The sequence below is a fragment of the Bosea sp. (in: a-proteobacteria) genome (genome assembly GCA_023910605.1).
Lineage (GTDB): Bacteria > Pseudomonadota > Alphaproteobacteria > Rhizobiales > Beijerinckiaceae > Allobosea.
Map to the genome: position 1 here is coordinate 146,149 of JAAVVV010000001.1, position 25,120 is coordinate 171,268.

At 65.7% G+C, this 25,120-nt stretch carries 23 protein-coding genes, 1 tRNA gene and 2 pseudogenes; 6 read left to right on the plus strand and 20 right to left on the minus strand.

Going from position 1 to position 25,120, the window contains the following annotated elements; all coding sequences use genetic code 11:
- Nucleotides 1-50: 50 nt before the first annotated feature.
- Nucleotides 51-125 (minus strand) — tRNA-Gly (locus HEQ16_00765).
- Nucleotides 126-286: 161 nt separating this feature from the next.
- On the opposite strand from HEQ16_00765, the gene HEQ16_00770 reads away from it, so the two are divergent.
- The 4 genes from HEQ16_00770 to HEQ16_00785 all read left to right on the plus strand — a co-directional run bounded on the left by HEQ16_00770 (nt 287) and on the right by HEQ16_00785 (nt 4,032).
- Nucleotides 287-856, plus strand: coding sequence for a prolyl-tRNA synthetase associated domain-containing protein (locus HEQ16_00770; GenBank protein MCO4052608.1), 570 nt, complete (start codon nt 287-289; stop codon nt 854-856).
- A gap of 122 nt (nt 857-978) precedes the next feature.
- Nucleotides 979-1,896, plus strand: a complete 918-nt coding sequence (gene trxA, locus HEQ16_00775) for a thioredoxin (protein ID MCO4052609.1) — start codon at nt 979-981, stop codon at nt 1,894-1,896.
- A gap of 31 nt (nt 1,897-1,927) precedes the next feature.
- Complete coding sequence (locus tag HEQ16_00780) at nt 1,928-2,602, plus strand: LON peptidase substrate-binding domain-containing protein (GenBank protein MCO4052610.1); 675 nt, start codon at nt 1,928-1,930, stop codon at nt 2,600-2,602.
- A gap of 107 nt (nt 2,603-2,709) precedes the next feature.
- Complete coding sequence (locus tag HEQ16_00785; GenBank protein MCO4052611.1) at nt 2,710-4,032, plus strand: MFS transporter; 1,323 nt, start codon at nt 2,710-2,712, stop codon at nt 4,030-4,032.
- Between the two features lies 1 nt (nt 4,033).
- Here HEQ16_00785 and HEQ16_00790 read toward each other — a convergent pair.
- The 4 genes and pseudogenes from HEQ16_00790 to HEQ16_00805 all read right to left on the minus strand — a co-directional run bounded on the left by HEQ16_00790 (nt 4,034) and on the right by HEQ16_00805 (nt 6,880).
- Nucleotides 4,034-4,303: pseudogene (locus HEQ16_00790) on the minus strand (GNAT family N-acetyltransferase).
- A gap of 27 nt (nt 4,304-4,330) precedes the next feature.
- A complete protein-coding gene (locus HEQ16_00795) occupies nt 4,331-4,651 on the minus strand; it encodes a hypothetical protein (GenBank protein ID MCO4052612.1) in 321 nt (106 codons plus the stop codon).
- Nucleotides 4,648-5,061, minus strand: a complete 414-nt coding sequence (fosX, locus tag HEQ16_00800) for a FosX/FosE/FosI family fosfomycin resistance thiol transferase (protein MCO4052613.1) — start codon at nt 5,059-5,061, stop codon at nt 4,648-4,650. Before fosX ends, HEQ16_00795 begins: the two co-directional genes overlap by 4 nt.
- A gap of 10 nt (nt 5,062-5,071) precedes the next feature.
- Nucleotides 5,072-6,880: a dihydroxy-acid dehydratase family protein gene (locus HEQ16_00805; protein MCO4052614.1), complete on the minus strand. Its 1,809-nt coding sequence runs from the start codon at nt 6,878-6,880 to the stop codon at nt 5,072-5,074.
- A 240-nt stretch (nt 6,881-7,120) separates the two neighbouring features.
- Between HEQ16_00805 and HEQ16_00810 the strand changes: the two genes are divergently transcribed.
- Complete coding sequence (locus HEQ16_00810) at nt 7,121-8,305, plus strand: pyridoxal phosphate-dependent aminotransferase (GenBank protein MCO4052615.1); 1,185 nt, start codon at nt 7,121-7,123, stop codon at nt 8,303-8,305.
- A gap of 88 nt (nt 8,306-8,393) precedes the next feature.
- Here the strand turns inward: HEQ16_00810 and HEQ16_00815 are convergent, their stop codons facing one another.
- The 12 genes and pseudogenes from HEQ16_00815 to HEQ16_00870 all read right to left on the minus strand — a co-directional run bounded on the left by HEQ16_00815 (nt 8,394) and on the right by HEQ16_00870 (nt 21,740).
- Nucleotides 8,394-9,206 carry a hydratase gene (locus HEQ16_00815; GenBank protein ID MCO4052616.1) on the minus strand — a complete coding sequence of 271 codons (813 nt, stop codon included), beginning with the start codon at nt 9,204-9,206 and terminating at the stop codon, nt 8,394-8,396.
- 31 nt (nt 9,207-9,237) lie between these two features.
- Entirely contained in the window at nt 9,238-10,650 is a 1,413-nt protein-coding gene (locus HEQ16_00820) for a dihydrolipoyl dehydrogenase (protein MCO4052617.1), read from the minus strand.
- 6 nt (nt 10,651-10,656) lie between these two features.
- A complete protein-coding gene (locus HEQ16_00825; GenBank protein ID MCO4052618.1) occupies nt 10,657-11,376 on the minus strand; it encodes a hypothetical protein in 720 nt (239 codons plus the stop codon).
- Nucleotides 11,376-12,636, minus strand: a pseudogene (odhB, locus tag HEQ16_00830) (2-oxoglutarate dehydrogenase complex dihydrolipoyllysine-residue succinyltransferase). The gene HEQ16_00825 and the pseudogene odhB overlap by 1 nt, the downstream one beginning before the upstream one ends.
- 43 nt (nt 12,637-12,679) lie before the next feature.
- Nucleotides 12,680-15,640 carry a 2-oxoglutarate dehydrogenase E1 component gene (locus HEQ16_00835; protein ID MCO4052619.1) on the minus strand — a complete coding sequence of 987 codons (2,961 nt, stop codon included), beginning with the start codon at nt 15,638-15,640 and terminating at the stop codon, nt 12,680-12,682.
- Between the two features lie 39 nt (nt 15,641-15,679).
- The gene (locus HEQ16_00840; GenBank protein MCO4052620.1) at nt 15,680-15,877 is read right to left on the minus strand and encodes a YqaE/Pmp3 family membrane protein; all 198 of its coding nucleotides are present in this window, start codon (nt 15,875-15,877) and stop codon (nt 15,680-15,682) included.
- A gap of 11 nt (nt 15,878-15,888) precedes the next feature.
- A complete protein-coding gene (gene sucD / locus HEQ16_00845) occupies nt 15,889-16,773 on the minus strand; it encodes a succinate--CoA ligase subunit alpha (GenBank protein MCO4052621.1) in 885 nt (294 codons plus the stop codon).
- Nucleotides 16,774-16,783: 10 nt separating this feature from the next.
- On the minus strand, nt 16,784-17,977 hold the full coding sequence (sucC, locus tag HEQ16_00850; protein MCO4052622.1) for an ADP-forming succinate--CoA ligase subunit beta: 1,194 nt from the start codon (nt 17,975-17,977) through the stop codon (nt 16,784-16,786).
- 100 nt (nt 17,978-18,077) lie between these two features.
- Nucleotides 18,078-19,043 carry a malate dehydrogenase gene (gene mdh / locus HEQ16_00855; GenBank protein MCO4052623.1) on the minus strand — a complete coding sequence of 322 codons (966 nt, stop codon included), beginning with the start codon at nt 19,041-19,043 and terminating at the stop codon, nt 18,078-18,080.
- A gap of 331 nt (nt 19,044-19,374) precedes the next feature.
- Nucleotides 19,375-19,950, minus strand: a complete 576-nt coding sequence (locus HEQ16_00860) for a TetR/AcrR family transcriptional regulator (GenBank protein ID MCO4052624.1) — start codon at nt 19,948-19,950, stop codon at nt 19,375-19,377.
- A gap of 32 nt (nt 19,951-19,982) precedes the next feature.
- Complete coding sequence (locus HEQ16_00865; protein ID MCO4052625.1) at nt 19,983-21,122, minus strand: cell division protein ZapE; 1,140 nt, start codon at nt 21,120-21,122, stop codon at nt 19,983-19,985.
- 216 nt (nt 21,123-21,338) lie between these two features.
- Complete coding sequence (locus tag HEQ16_00870) at nt 21,339-21,740, minus strand: carboxymuconolactone decarboxylase family protein (protein ID MCO4052626.1); 402 nt, start codon at nt 21,738-21,740, stop codon at nt 21,339-21,341.
- 180 nt (nt 21,741-21,920) lie between these two features.
- Here HEQ16_00870 and HEQ16_00875 point away from each other — a divergent pair, with 180 nt between their 5' ends.
- Complete coding sequence (locus HEQ16_00875) at nt 21,921-22,301, plus strand: hypothetical protein (protein ID MCO4052627.1); 381 nt, start codon at nt 21,921-21,923, stop codon at nt 22,299-22,301.
- A gap of 6 nt (nt 22,302-22,307) precedes the next feature.
- Here HEQ16_00875 and HEQ16_00880 read toward each other — a convergent pair whose 3' ends face one another.
- The 3 genes from HEQ16_00880 to HEQ16_00890 form a co-directional block, all read right to left on the minus strand.
- Nucleotides 22,308-23,078: an ABC transporter permease gene (locus HEQ16_00880; GenBank protein MCO4052628.1), complete on the minus strand. Its 771-nt coding sequence runs from the start codon at nt 23,076-23,078 to the stop codon at nt 22,308-22,310.
- 1 nt (nt 23,079) lies between these two features.
- Entirely contained in the window at nt 23,080-23,868 is a 789-nt protein-coding gene (locus HEQ16_00885; GenBank protein ID MCO4052629.1) for an ABC transporter ATP-binding protein, read from the minus strand.
- 84 nt (nt 23,869-23,952) lie between these two features.
- Entirely contained in the window at nt 23,953-25,017 is a 1,065-nt protein-coding gene (locus tag HEQ16_00890; protein ID MCO4052630.1) for an ABC transporter substrate-binding protein, read from the minus strand.
- Nucleotides 25,018-25,120 lie beyond the last annotated feature (103 nt).

The following is a 25,120-nucleotide window of genomic DNA, read 5'->3' on the forward strand; positions in this document are numbered from 1 at the left end:
CCCCGCGTGGTGGCGCGGGGCGAGCCAGGCCATGGGCCTGAGAATTGACCTGGAGCGGGCGAAGGGATTCGAACCCTCGACCCCGACCTTGGCAAGGTCGTGCTCTACCACTGAGCTACACCCGCATCCGTGTGGGCCCGCCGGCGGCTGGGCGCTGACGAGGCGCGTTCTTTGCCTCAAACGCTGCGGCTCTGCAAGCCCCTTTTGCGAACAAGTTTGAAGCCTTGCCTTGCACCGGTCCGGCGCGGCATGAAGCGCCAGCCCGCCCACCATCCGGAACGATCCGATGCATGACGAGACCTCCACGCCCTTTGGCGACGCCGCCGTGCGCCCGGCCGAACAGACCCCCCTGACGCCCGCGCAGCTTCTCGCGCGCCTGCATGGGCTCGGGATCGAGGCCCTGACGACCACGCATGAAGCTGCCTTCACGGTGGAGCAGAGCCGGCATCTCACCGGCCACATCCCCGGAGCGCACACCAAGAACCTCTTTCTCAAGGACAAGAAGGGGCGGCTGTTCCTCGTCGTGGCCGAGCATGAGCGGCGAATTGACCTCAAGCGCCTGCATGAGGCCATCGGCGCCTCGGGCCGGCTGTCCTTCTGCAGCGCCGAGCAGATGATGACCTATCTCGGCGTCACGCCCGGATCTGTGACGGCGCTGGCGCTGGTCAACGACCATGGCCATGATGTCACGCTGATCGTGGATGCGCGGCTGTTCGAGGCGGAAGAGATCAACTGCCATCCTCTCGTCAACACCATGACCACCACGCTGCGTCGCCAGGATCTGCTCGCCTTCTTCCGGTCCACCGGCCACGAGCCTTTGCCGGTGCGCCTGCCCGAGCCGCCCGCAGAAGGCTGAAAAGCGATCAAAACACAGCTCGCCGGATGGACAATGTCAGGTCGAGCACCCACATTGACTGCACCTTGCAAGCATGACGCGGCATCGGCACGGCCGGCCGCCAGGATGGACCCACAGTGACGATGTTCGCCAGCACCGGCTTGACGCCGCAACCCGCCCCGGCAGCGGACCAGAACCTCATTCGCGACACAACCACACAGGGCTTCCGCCAGGATGTGCTGACGGAATCGATGACGCAGCCTGTCCTGGTGGATTTCTGGGCCCCCTGGTGCGGGCCCTGCAAGCAGCTCACCCCCGTCATCGAAAAGGCCGTCAAGGCCGCTGGCGGCAAGGTGAAGCTCGTCAAGATGAACATCGACGAGCATCCCCAGATCGCGGGCCAGCTCGGCATCCAGTCGATTCCGGCCGTCATTGCCTTCTCCAAGGGACAGCCGGTCGACGGCTTCATGGGCGCCGTGCCGGAAAGCCAGATCAGGCAGTTCATCGAGAAGCTGGTGGGGCCGGTCGGGCCCGGCCCGGCCGCCGAGATGATCGAGGCAGCCGGACAGGCAGCCGCGGCGGGCGATCCAGCCAGCGCCATGGAGCTGTACGCCGCTGTCCTCACGCAGGAGCCTGCGAATCTCGCCGCCATCGCCGGCATGGCCAAGCTCCAGCTCGATATGGGCGATCTCGACGCCGCGCGGCAGATTCTGGCACTTGCGCCGCCCGAAAAGACCGCCGATCCGGCGCTGAGCGGCGTGCGCGCCGCGATCGAACTGGCCGAGCAGGCGGCGGCGCTTGGCGATGTCGGCGGCCTGATGAAGGCCGTGGACGCCAACCCCAAGGATCATCAGGCGCGCTTCGACCTGGCCCTGGCGCTTAACGCCCATGGCCGCCGCGATGAGGCGGTCGACCATCTCATCGCCATCGTGAAGGCCGATCGGCAATGGCGGGAGGATGGCGCGCGCAAGCAGCTTGTCCAGTTCTTCGAGGCCTGGGGCCCCATGGACGATGCAGCGATCGCAGGCCGGCGCAAGCTGTCGACGGTGCTGTTCTCGTGATCGGCGGGCACGACCGGAGCGTGAAGGCATCATGAGCATGAACGCCGTGTATCGAGGCCCCGGGGATTGCCCCGCCACCATCCCGCTCTTCCCGCTGCCCGGAGCCCTTCTCCTGCCGCGCGGCCAGATACCGCTCAACATCTTCGAGCCGCGCTACCTCGCCATGATCGATGACGCGCTGCGCAGCCATCGGCTGATTGGCATGATCCAGCCCAATGAGGAGGCGGCGGAGGCCACGCGGCTGACGCCTTCGCTCTACGCCATCGGCTGCATCGGCCGCATCACCCAACTCGCCGAGACCGGGGACGGGCGATACCTGCTCACGTTGACCGGCGTGGCCCGGTTCGAGCTGGTGGAAGAGCTGCAGGCCATGACGCCCTATCGCCAGGCCCGCGTCAGCTATGATCGCTTCATCAGCGATTTCGAGGCGCGTGCCGGCGAGGCGGGCGTCGACCGGGTCGGCCTGCTGCGCGCGCTCAAGGAATTCGCGGCCGCGAATGAGCTCAAGATCGACTGGAAGGGCGTCAACGAGGCGCCGAACGAGGCGCTCGTGAATGCGCTCTCGATGATGGCGCCCTTCGGCGCCAAGGAGAAACAGGCCCTGCTCGAGGCATCCGACCTCAAGACGCGGGCCGAGATGCTGGTGGCGATCACCGAGATGGAGCTGGCGCGCGGCGGCTCCGATTCCGACACGACGCTGCAGTGAGCGCTCGGGCGGGCGCGCTTTCCGGCGCCGGCGCGGCTTCGCCGCCGGGCGCTGGTCCTGATGGGGCGGCATCCTATCCGCCGCGCCGCGCCGTCGCGGCCTGGGTGATGTTCGACTGGTCGGCCCAGCCCTTCTTCACGCTGATCACCACCTTCATCTTCGCTCCCTTCTTCGCATCGGCGCTGGCCTCCAGCCCGGCGCAGGGGCAGGCGCTCTGGGGCTACGCCACCGGCGCGGCGGGCCTGTGCATCGCCCTGATGTCGCCGCTGCTCGGCGGCGTGGCCGACATGACCGGCCCGCGCAAGCCGTGGATCGCCGTCTTTGGCGGTCTTCTGGTGCTGGGCTCCAGCCTGCTCTGGTTCGCCGTGCCGGGCCATCCCTCCGCAATCCCCATTGCCCTCGCCGGCTTCATCATCGCCACCATCGGCGCCGAGTTCGCCACCGTCTTCAACAACGCCATGATGACGCGGCTGGCGCCGCCCCACCGCATCGGGCGCCTGTCCGGGACCGGTTGGGCCATGGGCTATCTGGGCGGGCTCGTCTCGCTCATCCTGGTGCTCGGCTTCCTCGCCGCCAGCCCGGAGACGGGCCGCACGCTGCTCGGCCTGCAGCCCGCCTTGGGCCTCGATCCCGCCATGCGCGAGGGCGACCGGATCAGCGGGCCGCTCACCGCGCTCTGGTTCGTCATCTTCGTGACGCCGCTCTTCCTGTTCACGCCCGACATGCCGCGCACGGGCATGCGCCTGGGCGAGGCCGCTTCAAAGGGCTTCTGCCAGCTCAAGGCCACGCTCGCGGAGGTGCGCCGCTGGCCGTCCATGGCCCGCTTCCTCATCGCCAACATGATCTATCAGGATGGCCTCGTCGCGCTCTTCGCCTTCGGCGCGATCTATGCGGCCGGCGTCTTTGGCTGGTCCACGATCGAGGTCGGCATCTTCGGCATTCTGCTCACCGTCACCGGCACGGCCGGGGCGCTGGCCGGCGGCTGGCTCGATGACAGGATCGGGGCCAAGCACGTGATCATGGGCTCTGTCCTCATCCTGATCATCACCTGCATCGGCATCCTGTCACTCGGGCGCGAGCATGTCCTGTTCGTGATCCCGGTCGCCGGCGGCACGGCGGGCGACGGCCTGTTCGCCAGCCTGCCCGAACAGGCCTATCTCGGCCTCGGCCTCGTGATCGGCCTTGTCGCCGGCCCGATGCAGGCGGCCTCGCGCAGCCTGCTCGCCAGGCTCTCGCCGCCTGAGAAGTCCGGCCAGTTCTTCGGGCTTTTCGCCCTGTCGGGCAAGGTCACGAGCTTCATGGGCCCCACGCTGGTGGCGCTGGCCACCGATCTGGCCGACAGCCAGGCGGCAGGGCTTGCCGTGCTGATCCTCTTCTTCACGGCCGGCGCGCTGCTGCTATCTGGCGTGCGCTCCCCGGCGCGGGCCTGAATCAGCAGGCTTCCAGCCGGCGCCTCTGCCGTCCCTCGTCGTCGAAGTTTGCCGGGTCCAGCCAGGCTTGCAGCCGCGCCTGCACGGCCGGCCATTCCGGATCCGTGATCGAGAACCAGGCCGTGTCGCGGCTCTCGCCCTTCACCACCATGTGCTTGCGGAAGATGCCCTCGAAGGTGAAGCCGAAGCGCAGCGCAGCGCGCCGGGAGGGCACATTGCGTGCATCGCACTTCCATTCGAAGCGCCGATAGCCCAGCGCCTCGAAGACATGCCCGGCGCGTCCAGCCCGCCAGCCCGCTCATGAAAGCCCGCTTTCCCACGGCGCGAGATCGATCTCGATCGTCCATTCCTCGCCCAGCTCCTGCCTGATGGCGGCGGCGATGGCCCGGCCCTCGGCCGCATAAGCACGCCGCACGGCATCATTGTCGAAGCTGCGCAGGCCCGGCGCATCCTCGTCATGGGCGGCATCAAGCGCATCGAGCCAGGCTTCGATACGGTCGCACAGCTCATCGGTCAGGCCAAGTTCGTCAGGATCGGTCCCGTGGCTGCGCCCGCGGGCATCGATGCTCCACAGCGCCGGCTCGCCGGGCTCGCCGGGCTTGATCAGAAGCTCGCTCATCCCGGCCCCCGGCCATAGCGTTCGAGCCTCTCGGCAAGCATGCCCGTGTGAAGCTCGAACAGGTGATTGTCGAAGTCATGGAAATAGATCGAACGGCCTTCTCCCTCCACGCGGGGGCGCGGCGGCGCCATCTCGGCGCCCGCCTGCCGGACCCGCTCGGCGAAGGCGTCGAACTGAGCCTCCGGTATCCTGAAGGCGATGTGGTTGTAGCTCCGCATGGGCAGCGGCTCACCCTCCATGATCGCGAGCCAAACCCCGGCAATGTCGAAGAACATCTCGCGCGAGCGCGAGAAAGTCGCCTCGCCCGAGCTGTAGAGCTCTCTCGCGCCGAAGACAGCGCGCAGGAGCTCTGCCGTCCGCCCCAGGTCGCGGACGATGAGCGTGATGTGCGAGAGCCCCTCGACCGGCACGGCCCGGCCTTCAATGATTGTCGCGCGGGATGCCCTTTGTCTTGTGGATGCGCTGGTATTTCACGGCCGGCTTCAGCACCATGCCATGGCTGAGCTCGTCCACGATGCCGCGCTGGATCTCCTGCCAGGGCGTCTGGCTCTCGGGATAGCGATAGCCGCCGGCCGCATTCAGCGCGCGCCGCCGCTCGGCCAGTTCCTCCTCCGAAACCAGCATGTTGGCGGTGCGCGTGTTCAGGTCGATGCGCACGCGGTCGCCGGTCCGCACCAGCGCGAGGCCACCCCCGCTCGCCGCCTCCGGCGAGGCGTTGAGGATCGAGGGCGAGCCCGAAGTGCCCGACTGCCGACCATCGCCGATGCAGGGCAGGGAATTGATTCCCTGCTTGATGAGGTAGGCCGGCGGCCGCATGTTAACCACCTCCGCCGAGCCTGGGTAGCCGATCGGGCCCACGCCGCGGATGAAGAGCAGCGAGAAGGCGTCGAGCTTGAGCGCGGGATCGTCGATGCGCTTGTGGTAATCCTCCGGCCCGTCGAACACCACGGCGGCGCCCTCGAAGGCATTGGGATCGGCCGGGTTCTGCAAATAGCGTTCGCGGAACTCCGGCGTGATCACCGAGGTCTTCATGATGGCCGAATCGAACAGGTTGCCCTTCATGTTGAGGAAGCCGGCGCTCTCCTTCATCGGCGCGTCCACCGACTTGATCACCCGCTTGTCGCGCGTCTCCTTGCCCTTGCAGTTGGCGTGGAGCGTCCGGCCGTTGACCGTGATCGCCGTTTCGTTGATCAGCCCATGCTTGATCAACTCATTCACCACCGCCGGCACGCCACCTGCGTGATAGTATTCCTCGCCGAGATATTCGCCCGCCGGTTGCAGGTTGACCAGCAGCGGCACATGGTAGCCGTGCTTCTCCCAGTCATCATTGCTCAGTTCGACGCCGATATGGCGCGCGATGGCGTTGATGTGGATCGGCGCATTGGTCGAGCCGCCAATGGCCGAGTTGACCACGATCGCGTTCTCGAAGGCGGCGCGGGTCAGCACCATGGAGGGTGTCAGATCCTCCCAGACCATCTCTACAATGCGCCGGCCGGTCAGATAGGCCATCTCGTAGCGGTCGCGGTAGGGCGCGGGGATGGCCGCGCAGCCCGGCAGCGACAGGCCGAGCGCCTCGGCCAGGCTGTTCATGGTCGAGGCCGTGCCCATGGTGTTGCAATGACCTGCCGAAGGGGCGGAGGAGGCGATCAGCTCCACGAAGCCCGCATCGTCGAGCTCGCCGGCCGCGTGCATCTGCCGGGCCTTCCAAACGATGGTGCCCGAGCCCGTCCGCTCGCCATTGTGCCAGCCATTGAGCATCGGCCCGCCCGAGAGCACGATGGCCGGAATGTCGACGGTCGCAGCCGCCATGATCTGCGCCGGCGTGGTCTTGTCGCAGCCGGTGGTCAACACCACGGCATCGAGCGGATAGCCGTGCAGGATCTCGACGAGGCTGAGATATTGCAGGTTCCTGTCCAGCGCTGCGGTCGGACGCTTGCAGGTTTCCTGGATGGGATGGATCGGAAATTCGAGCGGGATGCCGCCCATCTCGCGGATGCCGTCGCGGATGCGCGGGGCCAGTTGCAGATGATGCCGGTTGCACGGCGCCACGTCGGAGCCGGTCTGCGCGATGCCGATGATCGGGCGGCCCGATTGCAGCTCCTTCTGCGACAGGCCGAAATTCATCATGCGCTCGATGTAGAGCGCCGTCATGTCGATGTTGGCCGGGTTGTCGAACCACGCCTTCGAGCGCAGCTCGGAGGGCTTGATGCGGACGGGTTCGTCGGTCATGGGGCGTTCCTCGAATGCTGTTCGTTCCTTCGCAAGCTAGTGATTTCTCCGCACGGCGAAAGGGGGCTCGTGGCATCCGCGGCGAAAACAAGCCTGCACGGCGCGCGGGGCCGCTTGCGGGCCATGCGGGGCCCGGCCGAAAGCGCAACGCATGCCCCTCTTGTTCAGACGGGGTGATTGCGCGCATACGATAGGCAAGCGGGCTGCCTTGACCCGCGCTTAAGCCGAGGACCGCTCCCCATGACCCTGCATCTCGTCGATTCCTTCGGCCGCATCGGAGAAGAGAACGCCTTCGCCGTGCTGGCCCGCGCCACCGAACTGCAGCGCCAGGGCAAGGACATCATCAATCTCGGCATCGGCCAGCCCGATTTTCCCACGCCGCCGCACATCGTCGAGGCCGCCATCAAGGCGCTGCGCGACGGCCATCACGGCTACACCCCGGCCACAGGGATCCTGCCCCTGCGCGAGGCGGTCGCCGCCTATGTGCATCGCTCGTCAGGCGCCCGGATCAGCCCCGAAAGCGTGTTGATCGTGCCGGGCGGCAAGATCACCATGCACATGGCGATCCTGATGTTCGGCGAGCCCGGCGCGGAAATCCTCTATCCGGACCCTGGCTTTCCCATCTACCGCTCGATGATCGAATTCACAGGCGCGACGCCGGTGCCCGTGCCGATCCGCGAGGAGGCGGGCTTCGCCTTCACCGCGGACGAGCTGCTCTCGCTGATCACGCCGAAGACGCGCCTCATCATCGTCAACTCGCCCGCCAACCCCACCGGCGGCGTCACGCCCAAGGCGGAGATCGACAGGCTCGTGGCAGGCCTCGCCCGCTGGCCGGATGTGGCGATCATGTCGGACGAGATCTATGACGCGCAGGTCTATGACGGCATGGCCCATGTCTCGCTCATGTCCTATCCCGAAATCCGGGACCGGCTGATCCTGCTCAATGGCTGGTCCAAGACCTATGCCATGACAGGCTGGCGCATGGGCTGGTCGGTCTGGCCCAGCCCGCTCTATGACGCGGCCCGCAAGCTGGCGGTGAACTCCTATTCCTGCGTCAATGCGGCCGCGCAGTGGGCCGGCCTTGCTGCGCTTGAAGGGCCGCAGGATGCGGTGCACGCCATGGCCGCCGAATTCGACCGCCGCCGCGGCGCGGTGGTCGCAGGCCTCAATGCCCTGCCCGGCGTGAGCTGCATCGCGCCAAAGGGCGCGTTCTATGCCTTCCCGAACATCGCGAAGACCGGCTGGAAGGCGAAGGCCCTTGCCTCCGCGCTGCTGGAGGATGCCGGCGTCGCCACGATCGGCGGCCCCGATTTCGGTGTCCACGGCGAAGGCTATATTCGCCTCAGCTACGCCAACTCGTTGCCGAACATCGAAAAGGCGCTGCAACGGATGGGCGACTTCCTGACACGGCGCAATGTGGTCTGAGGCATCGTGTCATTGCGAGCGCAGCGAGGCAATCCAGCCTTGACGCTCTGCACTCTGGATCGCTTCGCTTCGCTCGCGATGACGATCCTCACACGAACGTCACGTCCATGCCAGGCAGGTCGAGGCCGGAAAGGCTGGTGCGCCAGCGCTCGCCCGGCCGCACGGGGAAGGCGCGCGTCACCGTGCCCGTGGTCACCAGATCGCCGCTGCGCAGCGGCGCGGCATCCTGATCGGCCGCCAGAGTCACAACGAGGTGCCTCAGCGCCGAGACAGGCCCATCCAGCACGTTGCGGGCTTCGCCGGTGTCGACCACAGCGCCATCGCGGCCGAGCGCGATGGTGAAGCTGCGCAGACGCTCATGCCATGCGTCGCGATCGGCGGCGGCGACCGCGACCTGCGGCCCCACCAGCAGCCGCCCATGCAGCCCGAAGGCGGCGATGCAGTCGGCGGCCCTGAACACCCAGCCCGGATAGAGCGACTGCACGATCTCGAAGCCGTGCGCCACCCAGGCGATGCAGCCCATCAGGGCGCGCTCGTCCATGCCGGCCTCGGGCGGCGCGCCAAGCCCGAGCACGATCTCGGGTTCGATGCGCGGCTCCACCAGCAGGCCGAGCCCGTCATCGCTCACCATGCCCGCCACATGGCGCAGCGTCGTGTCATAGACCGCGCCGTGAATGGGCTGGTGAACCCCGTATTCGTCCCAGATCGTGCGGTTGGTGAAGCCGATCTTGCAGCCCACCACTGTCTCGCCCTGCGCCATGCGCCGCGCCGTCACCGCGCGCGAGACGCGGTAGGCCGCAGCCTCGTCGAAGCCCTCGACATGATCGGTCAGGGGCCTGATCTGGCTGCGCCGCGAGAGCGCCAGCAGGATGTCGTCGGCGAGGGCGGCGGCGATGGGCATGGCGGGCGGCCTCTGGCGTTGAAACGGTGGCTCAAATATGGAGCGCGCGCTTTTCCACGGCCAGCGCCGCTTCCTTCACCGCTTCCGAAAGCGTCGGGTGCGCGTGGCAGGTGCGCGCAAGATCCTCCGATGAGCCGCCGAACTCCATCAGCACGGCCACCTCGTGGATCAGGTCGCCAGCGCCCGCGCCGATGATGTGCGCGCCGAGCACGCGATCGGTCGCGGCATCGGCCAGCACCTTCACGAAGCCCTCGGTGGCGCGCATGGCGCGGGCCCGGCCATTGGCGGTGAAGGGGAACTTGCCGACCTTGTAGGCGGCGCCGGCGGCCTTGAGCTCATCCTCGGTCGCGCCGATCGTGGCCACTTCCGGCATGGTGTAGACCACGCCGGGAATGATGCCGTAATTCACATGGCCGGCCTTGCCGGCGAGGATCTCGGCCAGCGCGACGCCCTCATCCTCGGCCTTGTGCGCCAGCATCGGCCCCTTGATCACGTCGCCAATCGCGTAGATGCCCGCCACATTGGTCTCGTAATGGTCCCCGGTCACGACGCGCCCGCGCTCCATGGCGACGCCCACCGCCTCGAGGCCAAGCCCGTCCGTGTTCGGCCTCCGGCCCACCGCCACCAGCACGATGTCCGCCTCAATGATCTGCGCTTCGCCGCCGGCTGCGGGCTCCACCGTGACCTTGGCGCCCGATGGGCCGGCCTCGACCTTCGTCACCTTGGAGGACAGATGGAAGCTCATGCCCTGCTTGGCCAGGATGCGCTGAAACTGGCTGGCCACTTCCGTGTCCATGCCCGGCAGGATGCGGTCGAGATATTCGATGACCGTGATTTCCGCCCCCAGCCGCCCCCAGACGGAGCCGAGTTCGAGCCCGATCACGCCGGCGCCGATGATGAGCAGCCGCTTCGGCACGCCCGCCAGTTCCAGCGCGCCGGTCGAGGTCACGACCGTCTTCTCATCGATGGCGATGCCGGGCAGGCTGGCAGGCTCCGATCCCGTGGCTATCACGACGTTTTTCGCTTCGAGCACCTGGGCCGAGCCATCCCCGGCAGTGACCTGCACCCGGTTGAGCCCGTTCGCGCCGGACGCAAGGATGGTGCCGAGGCCATGGAAGGCTTCGACCTTGTTCTTCTTCAGCAGGAAGGCGACGCCGCCGACATTGGCGTCCACCGTCTCCTGCTTGTGCTTCATCATCGCGGGCAGGTCGAGCGTCGGCTTGCCGACCTTGATGCCGAGCGCCTCGAAGCCGTGGCCAGCCTCCTCAAACCGCTCGGAGGCGTGCAGCATCGCCTTGGAGGGGATGCAGCCGACATTGAGGCAGGCGCCGCCGTGGGTCTTGCGCTTCTCGACAACGGCCACTTTCAGCCCCAGCTGCGCCGCGCGGATGGCGCAGACATAGCCGCCGGGGCCGGTGCCGATGATGATCAGGTCGTAGGACATGGGGCACTAACCTTTTATACTGTCGTTACGATATACATCGAGATGTTCGGCGATTTTCGGATATTCGGTCATTGAACTGGTTTTGTATTCAGTCAATTTTTCTTCGCCATCGTCATGTGACGCTAGGAACAAAAAATAATTCCTATTTAAAAAATTGATAAAGTAAATATGTTCACCTGTAAGTTCATTCCGCGCCGACCGTTCCTGTAACGCGTCATCGACAAAGGATTTCGCGAACAGCCTAATATCGTCTTCATCTATCATATGTTCCGGACATGGAAATTTCCCATATTTTGATTTAACTGCGCGAATCAGACGTTGCTTAGCTCGTCCATTGGCATTCGCATTCTGTAAATTTCTGACGATGAACGACGCTTGGAATACATGGGCTCGAGACAACCCACGCAACGGACCCTTTTGCAGCAGTCTTGGTGGCTTTGCTCCCGTCTGCTTGCCGTCGGCGATACTTTTCATTACTGCCAGAACAGCTCCAACATCGAAATTTAAATGCTTCCCGTTAGCGCTTTCAGCTATTCTTGCTAAATGCGCAACCAGTTGTGTCCTCAAGAGCCGAGAAGCTGAAAATTTGCGATTATTGCGAAGAAGCATTGCATCAACGTAGTGAGCTTCCTCCGCCAAATCCTTATCGATTTCAATTGTTAACCTGCCAGATCTAGCTTCAATGCCCTTGGAGGCGAGCAACTTATCGAGCCTTGCCTTATCCATCACAGATCCATCACCAGCCGGGCCGGATCCTCGAGGCTTTCCTTCACACGCACGAGGAAGGTCACCGCCTCCTTGCCGTCGATGATGCGGTGATCGTAGCTCAATGCCAGATACATCATCGGGCGCGCCACGATCTGGCCCGCCGACCACCATGGGCCGGTCCTGGATCTTGTGCATGCCGAGGATGGCGCTTTGCGGCGCATTCAGGATCGGCGTCGACATCAGCGAGCCGTAGACCCCGCCATTGGAGATGGTGAAGGTGCCGCCCTGCATTTCATCGATCTTGAGCGCTCCGTCGCGGGCGCGGCGGCCGAAATCGGCGATGGTCTTCTCGACCCCCGCTATGCCGAGCGTGTCCGCCTCGCGCACCACAGGCACGACGAGGCCCTTCTCGGTGCCGACGGCGACGCCGATATGGTAGTAGTTCTTGTAGATGATGTCGGCGCCGTCGATCTCGCCATTGACGGCGGGCAGCTCCTTCAGCGCCTGCACGCAGGCCTTCACGAAGAAGCCCATGAAGCCGAGCTTCACGCCATGCTTCTTCTCGAACAGATCCTTGTACTGGTTGCGCAGCGCCATGACGTTCGTCATGTCCACCTCGTTGAAGGTGGTGAGCATGGCCGCGTTGGACTGCGCTTCCTTGAGCCGCCGCGCGATGGTCTGGCGCAGCTTGGTCATCTTCACGCGCTCCTCACGCGAGGCGTCATCGACCGCGATCGGCGCGCGCACCGCCATGGGAGCCGGCGCTGCCGCAGGGGCCGAGGCGGCCGTTGCGATGGCGGCGAGCATGTCGCCCTTGGTCACGCGGCCATCCTTGCCGGTGGCGGGGACCGAGGCCGGGTTGACGCCGCTTTCGGCGGCCAGCCGCGAGACGGCAGGGCCGGAATCGGCGGCCTTCGCGGCAGCGGCGGGCGCAGGAATTGCAGGTACAGGAATTGCAGGTACAGGACTTGAAGGCGCGGGCGTTGCGGCGGGCGCAGCCTTGGCAGCCTCGGCCTTGGGCGCAGGCGCTGCGGCAGCGCCTCCAGCCGTGATCATGCCGAGCAGCGCGGCGACGCCGACCGTCTCGCCTTCCTTGGCGACGATCTCGCCGAGCACGCCGGCCGCAGGCGCGTTGACCTCGAGCGTCACCTTGTCAGTCTCGAGCTCCACCAGGGGCTCATCGGCCTTGATGGCGTCGCCGGGCTTCTTGAACCACTTGCCGATCGTGGCCTCGGTGACGGATTCGCCCAGTGTGGGAACGCGGATTTCGGTGGCCATGTCGGGGCAGCCTCTTGGGGTCAGGTCGATGCGTTGAAGGGGGTCAGGCCGCGAAGGCCTCGTCGAGGAAGGCCTTGAGCTGGTGCAGATGCTTGGACATCAGCCCCGTCGCGGTCGCTGCGGAGGCCGGACGGCCGACATAGCGCGCGCGCTTGGACTTGGCCCCGCAATGGCCAAGGACCCATTCGAGATAGGGCTCGACGAAGCTCCACGAACCCATGTTCTTGGGCTCTTCCTGGCACCACACGATGTCGGCGCCCTTGAAGCGGGCAAGGATCGTCGCCATCGACTTGAGCGGGAACGGATAGAGCTGTTCCACGCGCAGCAGGTAGACATCGTCCATGCCGCGCTTCTCGCGCTCCTCGTAAAGGTCATAATAGACCTTGCCCGAGCACAGGATGACGCGCCTGATCTTGGCATCCTTGGCGAGCTTGACCGCGTCGCCCTTGCGGGTCTCGGCGTCATCGCGCAGCACGCGGTGGAAGCTCGAGCCTTCGGCGAGGTCCGCGAGGTCCGACACGCAGCGCTTGTGGCGCAGCAGCGACTTCGGCGTCATCAGGACCAGCGGCTTGCGGAACTCGCGCTTGAGCTGCCGGCGCAGGATGTGGAAGTAGTTCGCCGGCGTCGAGCAGTTCGCGACCTGCATGTTGTCTTCCGCGCACATCTGCAGGAAGCGCTCGAGGCGAGCCGATGAGTGCTCTGGCCCCTGCCCCTCATAGCCATGGGGCAGCAGGCAGACGAGGCCCGACATGCGCAGCCACTTGCGCTCGCCCGACGAGATGAACTGGTCGAACAGCACCTGCGCGCCGTTGGCGAAGTCGCCGAACTGGGCTTCCCAGCACACCAGCGCGTTCGGCTCCGACAGCGAGTAGCCATACTCGAAGCCCAGCACCGCCTCTTCCGAGAGCATCGAGTTGATGACCTCGTAGCGCGACTGGCCCTCGCGGATATGGTTGAACGAGGTGTGGCGCGCCTCGGTCTCCTGGTCGATCAGCACCGAGTGGCGGCTCGAGAAGGTGCCGCGCTCGCAGTCCTGCCCGGACAGGCGCACAGGGTGGCCCTCCAGCATCAGCGACGAGAAACCCAGCGCCTCGGCAGTAGCCCAGTCGATGCCGTCGCCCGTCTCGATCGCCTTCCTGCGGTTGTCGAGGAAGCGCTGGATCGTCTTGTGGACGGTGAAGCCCTCCGGCACGGCCGTGATGCGCTCGCCGATCTCGCGCAGTGTGGCCGCCGGCACGCCGGTCGCGCCGGCGCGCGGATCGTCGGCATCCTCCTTGATGGCCTTCAGCCCGGCCCACTTGCCGTCGAGCCAGTCGGCCTTGTTGGGCTTGTAGCCCATGGCGGCCTCGAACTCGCCTTCGAGGCGGTTCTTCCAGTCGGCCTTCATTGCATCGGTATCGGCCTGCGAGACCACGCCTTCGGCCAGCAGCTTCGCCGAATACAGCTCCAGCGTCGATTTGTGGCTGCGGATCTTCTTGTACATGAGCGGCTGGGTGAAGCCCGGCTCGTCGCCCTCGTTGTGGCCGAAGCGGCGATAGCACCACATGTCGATCACGACCGGCTTGTGGAACTTCTGCCGGAACTCGGTCGCGACCTTGGCCGCGAAAACCACCGCTTCCGGGTCATCGCCGTTCACGTGGAAGATCGGGGCCTCCACCATCTTCGCCACGTCGGACGGATAGGGCGAGGAGCGCGAATAGCGCGGATAGGTGGTGAAGCCGATCTGGTTGTTGATGATGAAGTGGATCGAGCCGCCCGTGCGGTGGCCCTTCAGCCCCGACAGGCCAAGGCATTCGGCCACCACGCCCTGGCCGGCGAAGGCCGCGTCGCCATGGATCAGCAGCGGCATCACCTTGGTGCGCTCGACGATGTCGCCGTGCTGGTCCTGCTTGGCGCGGACCTTGCCGAGCACGACGGGATCGACGATCTCGAGATGCGACGGGTTGGGGGTCAGGGAAAGGTGGACCTTGTTGCCGTCGAACTCGCGGTCCGACGAGGCGCCCAGGTGATATTTCACGTCGCCCGAGCCCTCCACGTCATCGGGCGCGAAGGAGCCGCCCTTGAACTCATGGAACAGCGCGCGGTGGGTCTTGCCCATCACCTGGGTGAGCACGTTCAGCCTGCCGCGATGGGCCATGCCGAAGACGATGTCCTTCACGCCGAGGTTGCCGCCACGCTTGATGATCTGCTCGAGCGCCGGAATGAGCGCCTCGCCCCCGTCAAGGCCAAAGCGCTTGGTGCCGGTGTATTTGAGGTCGATGAACTTCTCGAAACCTTCGGCTTCGACCAGCTTGTTGAGGATGGCCCGCTTTCCCTCCCTTGTGAAAGCGATTTCCTTGTCCGGCCCCTCGATGCGCTCCTGGATCCAGGCCTTCTGGGCCGCATCCGTGATGTGCATGAATTCGACGCCGAGCGTCTGGCAATAGGTGCGGTCCAGCACGGCCACCATCTCGCGGATGGTCGCGAATTCCATGCCGAGCACGTGGTCGATGAAGATCTTGCGGTCCATGTCGGCGGCGGTGAAGCCATAGGACGCAGGGTCCAGCTCCTCGTTGGCCTTCTTGGCCTCGATTCCGAGAGGATCGAGCTGGGCATGGAGGTGTCCGCGCATGCGGTAGGCGCGGATCAGCATCAGCGCGCGCACCGAATCCCGTGTCGCCTGCTGCACGTCGGCCTGGCTGAGTTCGATGCCCTTGGTCTGCGCCTTGCCCTTGAGCTTGTCGCCGACCGTCTTCTCGACCTGGGCCCAATTGCCGTCGAGCGCCGAGATCAGGTCTCCATTGGCATGGATCGGCCAGTTGGGACGCTGCCAGGAGGCGCCGCGCGGCTTGTCGCCGGCGGCCGCCCCATCATCCTTCAACGCGCCGAAGAAGGCCTGCCAGTCCGCATCCACCGAGGCGGGATTGGACTGGTAGCGTGCAAACAGGTCCTCGATATAGGCCGCGTTGCCTCCATAGAGGAACGAGGTCTGGGCGAACACGTCGTTGGCGTCCTGGCGTCCCATCTGTCTGTCTCCTTGCGCCCTTGAGGGCTGGCGCTGTCTTCAACGGCGGTGCAGTGCTTCGATCGTCTCGCGGTGCCGCCGCTCGGCGTTGTCGTTGTTGACCACGAGAACCGCCCAGACCGCCGCAGGGATCCAGCCGATCAGCGTGAACTGAAGAATGAGGCAGAGCAGGCCCTGCCAGACCTTGCCGCGGATCATGAGCGCCAGGAACGGCAGCAGGATCGCGACAAGATAAATCATGGACGTCCTCAGCCTTTCAGAACCTCGACCAGCGTCTTGCCGAGCCTCGCCGGCGAGGGCGAGACCTTGATGCCGGCCGCTTCCATCGCGGCGATCTTGTCCTCGGCGCCGCCCTTGCCGCCGGCGATGATCGCGCCGGCATGGCCCATGCGACGGCCCGGAGGCGCCGTGCGGCCGGCGATGAAGCCGACCATCGGCTTGCTCCGGCCGCGCTTCGCCTCGTCCTTGATGAACTGGGCCGCGTCTTCCTCGGCCGAGCCGCCGATCTCGCCGATCATGATGATCGACGTGGTCTTCGGATCGGCAAGGAACATTTCGAGCATGTCGATGAATTCGGTGCCCTTGACAGGATCGCCGCCAATGCCGACGGCCGTGGTCTGGCCCAGCCCCTCGCGCGTGGTCTGGAACACGGCCTCATAGGTGAGCGTGCCCGAACGCGAGACGATGCCCACCGTGCCGGGCTTGAAGATGTTGGCCGGCATGATGCCGATCTTGCTTTCGCCGGCGGTGACGATGCCGGGGCAGTTGGGCCCGATCAGCCGCGTCTTCGAGCCGATCAGGGCGCGCTTCACCTTGATCATGTCGGTGACCGGGATGCCCTCGGTGATGCAGACCGCGAGCGGCACTTCCGCGTCGATGGCCTCGAGGATCGAATCGGCGGCGCCCGCGGGCGGCACGTAGATCACGGTCGCGGTCGCGCCGGTGGCGCCCACCGCTTCCTCCACGGTGTCGAAGACCGGCAGCCCGAGATGGACCGAACCGCCCTTGCCGGGCGAGACTCCGCCCGTCATCACCGTGCCATAGGCGATCGCCTGCTCGGAGTGGAAGGTGCCGTTCTTGCCGGTGAAGCCCTGGCAGATGACCTTGGTGTTCTTGTCGATGAGGATGGACATCTGTTTTCCCTCAGCCCTTCACGGCCGTGACGATCTTCTGCGCGGCGTCGTCGAGATCATCGGCGGAGATGACGTTCAGCCCGCTCTCGTTGATGATCTTCTTGCCGAGCTCGACATTGGTGCCCTCGAGGCGCACCACCAGCGGCACCTTGAGCCCGACTTCCTTGACCGCAGCGATCACGCCCTCGGCGATGACGTCGCATTTCATGATCCCGCCGAAGATGTTGACGAGGATGCCCTTAACGGCCGGATCGGCGGTGATGATCTTGAAGGCCGCCGTGACCTTCTCCTTGGAGGCGCCGCCGCCGACATCGAGGAAGTTGGCGGGCTCGGCCCCGTAGAGCTTGATGATGTCCATGGTCGCCATGGCGAGGCCCGCGCCGTTGACCATGCAGCCGATGGTGCCGTCGAGCGCGATGTAGGCGAGGTCGTACTTCGAGGCCTCGATCTCCTTGTCGTCCTCCTCGGTCACGTCGCGCAGGGCGACGATGTTCGGGTGGCGATAGAGCGCGTTCGAATCGAAGCTGATCTTGGCGTCGAGGCACTTGAGCTGGCCATCCTTGGTGATGATCAGCGGGTTGATCTCCAGCATCGCCATGTCGGTGGCGGTGAAGGCAGTGTAGAGCTGGGCCACCAGCTTCTCCGCCTGCTTGGCGAGGTCGCCGGACAGACCCAGCGCCTTCGCGACCTTGCGGCCGTGCAGCGGCATGGCGCCCGTCACCGGATCGACCGAGAAGGTGATGATCTTCTCGGGGCTGTCGTGCGCCACATCCTCGATGTTCATGCCGCCTTCAGTGGAGACCACGAAGGCGATGCGGCTGGTTTCGCGGTCGACCAGCATCGAGAGGTAGAACTCCTTCTCGATGTCGGAGCCATCCTCGATGTACAGCCGGTTGACCTGCTTGCCGGCCGGGCCCGTCTGGATCGTGACGAGCGTGTTGCCGAGCATCTCGGCGGCGTGCGCCTTGACCTCCTCGATGGACTTCGCGAGCCGGACGCCGCCCCTGGAGCCTGCCGGCAGCTCCTTGAACGTGCCCTTGCCGCGGCCGCCCGCATGGATCTGGCTCTTCACGACATAGAGCGGACCGGGCAGTTGCCTGGCGGCGGCCTCGGCTTCCTCGACGGTGAAGGCCGCATGGCCCCTGGAGACGGGCGCGCCGAACTCCTTGAGGACGGCCTTGCCCTGGTATTCGTGGATGTTCATCTTGATATCCTTCGGATTGGCAATGGGCAGTCGGCAGCAGGCAGTCGTTCCGGCGTTGGCGTCGATGTTCCGACCGCCTGTTGCCGACTGCCTGTTGCCCTCAGTCCTTCAAAGACGGGTCGATGGTCTTGCAGGCCTCGATCAGGCCGGAGACGGAAGCCACCGACTTGTCCAGCATGGCCTGCTCACCCTTGTTGAGCTTGATCTTGACGATGCGCTCGATGCCCTTGCCGCCGATCACGACCGGCACGCCGATGAACATGCCCTTCACGCCATACTGGCCCTTGAGCGAGGCGGCGCAGGGCAGGACGCGCTTCTGGTCCTTGAGATAGCTCTCGGCCATGGCGATGGCGGAGGCGGCGGGCGCGTAGAAGGCCGAGCCGGTCTTGAGCAGGTTGACGATCTCGCCGCCGCCCTTGCGGGTGCGCTCGACGATCTGGTCCACCTTCTCCTGCGTGATCCACTTCATCTTGACGAGATCGGGCAGCGGAATGCCGCCGACGGTCGAGTAGCGCACCAGCGGCACCATGTCGTCACCATGGCCGCCGAGCACGAAGGTCTTGATGTCCTTGATCGAGACGCCCGTGGCCTCTTCGAGGAAGTAGGCCATGCGGGCCGAATCGAGCACGCCTGCCATGCCGCAGATCATGTTCGGCTTGACGCCCGAGAACTTCTGCAGCGCCCAGACCATCGCGTCGAGCGGGTTGGTGATGCAGATCACGAAGGCCTTGGGGGCGTACTGCCGGATGCCCTCGCCCACCGCCTTCATGACCTTGAGGTTGATGCCGATCAGATCGTCGCGGCTCATGCCCGGCTTGCGCGGCACGCCGGCGGTGACGATCACCACATCGGCGCCGGCGATGTCGGCATAATCATTGGTGCCCTTGTAGAGCGCGTCGAAGCCGTCCACGGCGGAGGACTCGACCAGATCGAGGCTCTTGCCCTGCGGGATGCCCTCGGCGATGTCGAACAGGACGATGTCGCCCAGTTCCTTGATGCCGGCGAGATGGGCGAGCGTGCCACCGATTTGGCCTGCGCCGATGAGGGCGATTTTCTTGCGAGCCATGAGAAGCGCTTTCCCTTGAAGCTTGAGCCAGGCAGCCGGGCCACTGGATGGGCCGGCTCCGGGTCATTGAAGTGCCATTGACATTGACCGGTCATGGCCGCAGCGCAGCCACGCGAAATCGGGGCTTCTGTGACTCAAGCCCGCCCTTGCGGCAAGTTGGACCCATGGTGGAGGCCGCCGGCCAACGGTATGGCCAGCCTTATGCGAAACGATTGAAAAGCGGTCTAATTCAATAGCTTGCTTACTTTTCAGGCGACTGTCTGAACAAAAGGTTAAGACAGAAAAATTTGGTTTCAAATGACATATAATGTCATTTGTCAGTCAAAATCCCTCAGATCACGCCGCTGGCCAGGGCGCGCAGGGCCACCCTGACGACGCTGCCGAGGCGCTGGTCGAACTGGGTCTGCGGCACATCCGCCTCCAGCTCCACCGCCGCCGGATGGACAAAGCGGAAGCAGGCATCGAGCACGAAGACGGCCGCCCGGTCCTTGTCCCTGGGTTCGAAAGTGCCGGCATTGATGCCTTCCTCGATCACGCGGTCAAGCAGCGTGCGCACCCGCACCCGGTGGCGGCGCGCCACGGCCCGGCGCTTGTTCATCGCATCGCGGAAGGCGGCGTAAAGCGCAGGGTTCTCGCTCAGCCCGTCGCGGTTGGCGCGCGCCAGCGCGAGGATCATGCGCTCCAGCTTGTCGTCGGAAGGGTCGGGCCCGTCCGCGATGTCGGTCAGCCGCGTCTCCACCGACTTGATCCAGGCATCGACCACCGCGTCGATCAGCGCCTCCTTGGAGGGGAAATAGCGGTAGACATTGGCATGGGTCATGCCGGCCGCCTCCGCGATCGCAACCACGGTCAGCCGCTTGGCGCCCATCAGCCGCAGGTGCTCCGACGCCAGCGCCAGAAGGCGCATGTCCGTCGGCTCGCGGGACTGGAACGGCGCCATCAGGTTTCCACCAGACCGGCGGAGCTGCTCTTCTCCGCAGAGCCCGGCCTGCCATGGGGAAGAGCGAGATAGTCCTCGCCGCGCATCTCGATCAGGCGCGAGGCGGTGCGGTCGAACTCGAAGGCCTCCCGCCCGTGCTCGCCAAGATAGAGCCTGTGCGGCTCGGCGTCTGCGGAGAGCACCAGCTTCACCCGGTTCTCGTAGAGCGTGTCGACCAGGATGATGAAGCGCTTCGCCTCGTTGCGGTTCTCCTGATGCAGGATCGGCACGTCATCGAGGATGAGCGTGTGGAAGCGCTGCGCCAGAGCGAGGTAATCGCCAGCGCCATAGGCTTGCGCGCACAGATCAGCGAACGAGGCGCGGGCCACGCCGAAGGCGGCCTGCGGAACCACCAGCCGGTGGCCTTTCACATCCAGCGCCGCCACCTCCCCGCGGTCCTGGCCCGTGAGGCGCCGGAAGGCGAGATCGAGCGCAGCGCTGGCCCTGAGGCCCAGCGGCTGGTGATAGACGGCCGCGCCCGCCAGCTTCTCGAGTCGGAAATCGGCGCGCGCGTCGAGCCTGAGCACATCCACCCGTTCTTCAATCTGCGCGATGAAGGGCAGGAACAGCGTGCGGTTGAGCCCACCCTCATAAAGCCGCGAGGGCTCGACATTGGAGGTGGCCACCAGGGTCACGCCCTCGGCGAACAGCGCCGTGAACAGCCGCCCCAGGATCATGGCGTCGGCGATGTCCGTGACGGTGAACTCGTCGAAGCACAGCAGGCTCGCTTCAGCCGCGATGGTGCGGGCCACAGGCGCGATCGGATCGCCGTCGCGCGCCTCCCCTGACTTCACCTTTTGCCGGAAGGCATGGATGCGCTCATGGACATCAGCCATGAAGACATGGAAGTGCGCGCGTCGCTTGGAGACGTTGCGCACCCTTGCATGAAACATGTCCATCAGCATCGTCTTGCCGCGCCCGACCGACCCCCAGATGTAAAGACCCCTGACGGGCGCGGCCTCCGCGCGGCGCTTGCCGAACAGCCAACCCAGCGCGCTGCCCTTGCTGGCGAGGGCGCGCTCGGCGAGCTGCGTCGCCAGCGCTTCCAGGCGGCGCACAAGGTCCTCCTGCGAGGGATCGCGTTCGATCGCGCCGCTCATGACCAGCGCGTCGTAATGGGCAGGCAGCGAGATCGCGGCGGAATTCGGCAAGGGGGTGGCCCTGGACAGGCAAAACAAGGTTGCGGACGGGCGCTGATAGCGCGGACCGCGCCACAGAACAATCAGCGCTCCTGACCGTTCCCGTTGGGGGTCCGGCAGCGCTCCCCTCAGGCCGGCTGCGCCGCAGGCGTCGACGCGCCAAGGTTCATCGCCGCCTCAACCATGGCCCTTGAACGCCTCGTCCACCGGCGCCTGCAGCGCGGTCGCGATGCGGTTGGTCTGGCTGGCCATGGCCACGACCGCCACCAGCTCCATCAATTGCGCCTCGCTCAAGCCCTTGGCCCGCGCCGCTGCTGTATGCGAGCGGATGCAGTATTCGCAGTTGTTGACGACCGACACCGCGACGTAGATCATCTCCTTGGTCAGCGCATCGAGAGCGCCGGGCGCCATCACGGCCTTCACGCCCTCCCAGGTGCGTTTCAGCAGCGCCGGGTCATGGGCGATGGATCGCCAGAAATTGTTCACGAAATCGGTGCGGCGCGTGGCGCGGATGTCGGCGAAGACTTCGGCCGATGCGGCCGGCAACTCGTCATCCGCAAGGATCTTCACGATCGACATGGCGCTGGCGTCCCCGCTCCTGTTCCGGTCCGCACACTGTGTCGCAGCCAGGGCGCGGGTTCAAGCGCAGCGCGCGCATGCCGAGGACGATCCTTGGCGAGGACGATCCAGCGGCCACCCGCCAACGTATCCGATCCAGGAGGGCCCTGTCGTCCGAGGCCCTGTCCCGGAGGAAGATGGATGACCCTGGCCTTCTGGATCGTGCTGATCGCCGGCATATTGCCCGTCATAACCACCGGCATCGCCAAATGGGGCGCGCCCATCGACAATCATCATCCGCGCGACTGGGCCAACGGGCTCACAGGCTATCGCCGGCGCGCCTATGCCGCGCATCAGAACGCCTACGAGGCCTTCCCCTTCTTCGCCGCAGCCGTGCTGGCCGCCAGCCAGTTTGACGCGCCGCAGGCCACGGTGGATCTGCTGGCGGTGATCTTCCTCGCGGCGCGGATCGGCTACACCGGCGCCTACATGACTGATCTCGCCACACCCCGCTCGGTGCTCTGGGCCATCGGCTGGTTCTCGACCATCGCCATCTTCAGCGCGCCGGCGTGGGCCGGCTGACGCGCCTCAGGCATTGGACATCTGCGAGCGCCGTGCCCACTGGGTGGTGCGCGCCTCGATCATGTCGACGATCACGACGAGGAACACGCCCAGGATTGCGAGCACGATCAGCGCGGCGAAGATCAGCGGGACGTTGAAATCCGCCGAGGCGCGCGTGATGAGGTTGCCGATGCCGAGATTGGACGCATTCTGCTCGCCGATCACCGAGCCGACATAGGCCAGCGTGATCGACACCTTGAGCGCGCCGAACAGATAGGGCAACGAGCGCGGAATGCCGACCTTGCGCATGATGTCGAGGCGGCTGGCGCCCAGCGCCTTCATCACGTCCTCGGTCTCGGGCTCGATGGTCGCGAGCCCAGTGGCCATGTTCACCACGATGGGGAAGAACGAGATCACGAAGGCGGTGAGCACCGGCGGCAGCCAGCCGACCCCGAACCAGATCACGAGGATCGGCACGACGGCGACCTTCGGGATCGAGTTGAAGCCGACAAGCAGCGGGTTCAGCCCCGCATAAAGGAAACGCGACGAGCCGACGATGAGCCCGAGCGCGATGCCGAACACCACGGACATGGCGAAGCCCGCGCTGGTCATCCACAGCGTGTGGAAGGCGTTGATGAAAAGCGGCCACTTGAACTGCACCATCGCGCCCCACACAGCGGACGGCGGCGGCAGCACGAAGTTCGAGATGGCGAAGACGCGGCAGGCCACCTCCCACAGCACGAAGAAGCCGATGGTGAACAGGTAGGGCGCAAGCTGGAGCGATGTCTTGCGGGTCATGTCAGGCGGCCACGCGTGCGGTCTTGATCTGGTGGCGCAGCTCCTGGACGATGTCCGCGAAGCCATGCGTGTAGGTCACGTCGAGATCGCGCGGCCGCGGCAGGTCCACGACCCGTTCGGCGATGATCTTGCCGGGCCGCGAGCTCATGCAGAAGATCCGGTCCGCGAGGAAGGCGGCCTCACGGAGGTCATGGGTCACGAGGATGACCGTGAAGCCGCGCTCGGCATGAAGATCGCGCACCACGCACCACAGCTCTTCGCGCGTGAAGGTGTCGAGCGCGCCGAAAGGCTCGTCCAGCATCAGGAGCTTGGGTTCATGGATCAGCGAGCGGCAGAGCGAGGCGCGCTGCTGCATCCCGCCCGAAAGCTGCCAGGGGTATTTCTCGCCAAGGCCCGCAAGGCCGACCGAGCGCAGCAGGTTCTCGGCCCGCGCCACATATTCATGCTTGTGCGCACGAAAGCGCGAGCGGTGCGGCTCGACGATCTCCAGCGGCAGCAGCAGATTGTCGAGCACCGTGCGCCAGGGCAGCATCACCGGGTTCTGGAAGGCCATGCCGGTTATCTTGAGCGGCGCCGTGACTTCCGCGCCATCGACCACGACCGATCCGGATTTGGGAAACTGAAGGCCCGTGGCCAGCTTCATCATCGTGGACTTGCCGCAGCCGGAAGGCCCGACAATGGCCGCGAACTCGCCCTGCCTGACACGAACGGTCAGATCCTCGACAGCCGGCGTGCCGTCCCCGCCGCCATAGACATGCGTCACGCCCTGAACGTCGACAAAGTAACTCATCGATCCCGCCTTATCGTGCGGCCACCCGGGAGGCTGTCCCGGATGGCTCTGGTCCCGCACGCCCCGAGGCGGCAGGGGACAACCTCACAGGCCCCGATCCGCCTGAGCCGGCAGGAAGGCGTCGACGAAGGCATCGCCCGCGCGCGCCTTGTCCTTGAAGGTGAAGGTCAGGCCGATCTGGTCGAGGGCGCGGGTCCAGCGGTCGCGATCGATGCCGCCAAAGCCGTTGGCCTTGACCCAGGGCGTCACGACGTTCTGGTCGAGCGTCATCTTGAGGCGCTCGGTCTCGACCTCCAGGCGGGCGACGTCATTGCGCTTGATCACGAGGGCGGCGCCTGCGGCAGGGTCCTTCACCGTATCGCGCACGCCCTTGACCAGCGCGCGCAGGAAGCCGCGCACGGCCTCGGGCTTCTCGGTGATCAACTTGGGCGAGACCATGATGACATTGCCGTAAAGCTCGACGCCATAATCGGCCATCAGCATGGTCACGATGTCGTCCACCGGCACGCCGCGCGACTTCACGTTGATGTAGGAGGAGTTGGCGAAGCCGAACACGGCGTCCACCTCGCCCGAGGCCAGCATCGGCTCGCGCACCGGGAAGCCGACATTCTCGAACCGCATGGCGGCGTCATTGAGCTTGTTCACGGCCTTGAAGATCGGCCACTGCGCGTAGGCGGCGTCCGCGGCCGGCGCGCCGAACTTCCTTCCCTCGAGGCTCTTCACATCTGTGGTGATGCCGCGCGACTTGCGGCCCACAATGGCGAATGGCGGCCTGTCATAGATCATCATCACCGCCTTGAGATCCACCGAAGGGTTCTCGTCACGAAAGCGGATGAGTGAATTCACGTCGCCGAAGCCCATGTCGTAGGTGCCCGAGGCGACGCGCGGGATGGCCTCGCGCGAGCCGTTGCCGGTGTCGATGGTGACGTCGAGCCCCTCAGCCTTGAAGTAGCCCTTCTCGAGGGCCATCAGAAACAGGGCGGACGGACCCTCGAAGCGCCAGTCCAGCGTGAACCGGATCGGCGTCTGGGCCTGGGCTTCGGACAAGGGAGCCCCCAGCAGCAGGGCTGCGACGCCCAGTCCGGCGATGGCGGCGCGGCGGCTCAGGCGCGACAGGGGCTGGCGAAGGGAAAAGGTTGGGGCGGTCATTGAAAGCTGAACTCCACGGGAAAGGATGGGCGCCTGGGCAAGGTTGAGAGGAACAAGGATAGCGGAGCAGCTTGTTCCTGCCCCGACAAGGCTCCAGAGGCAA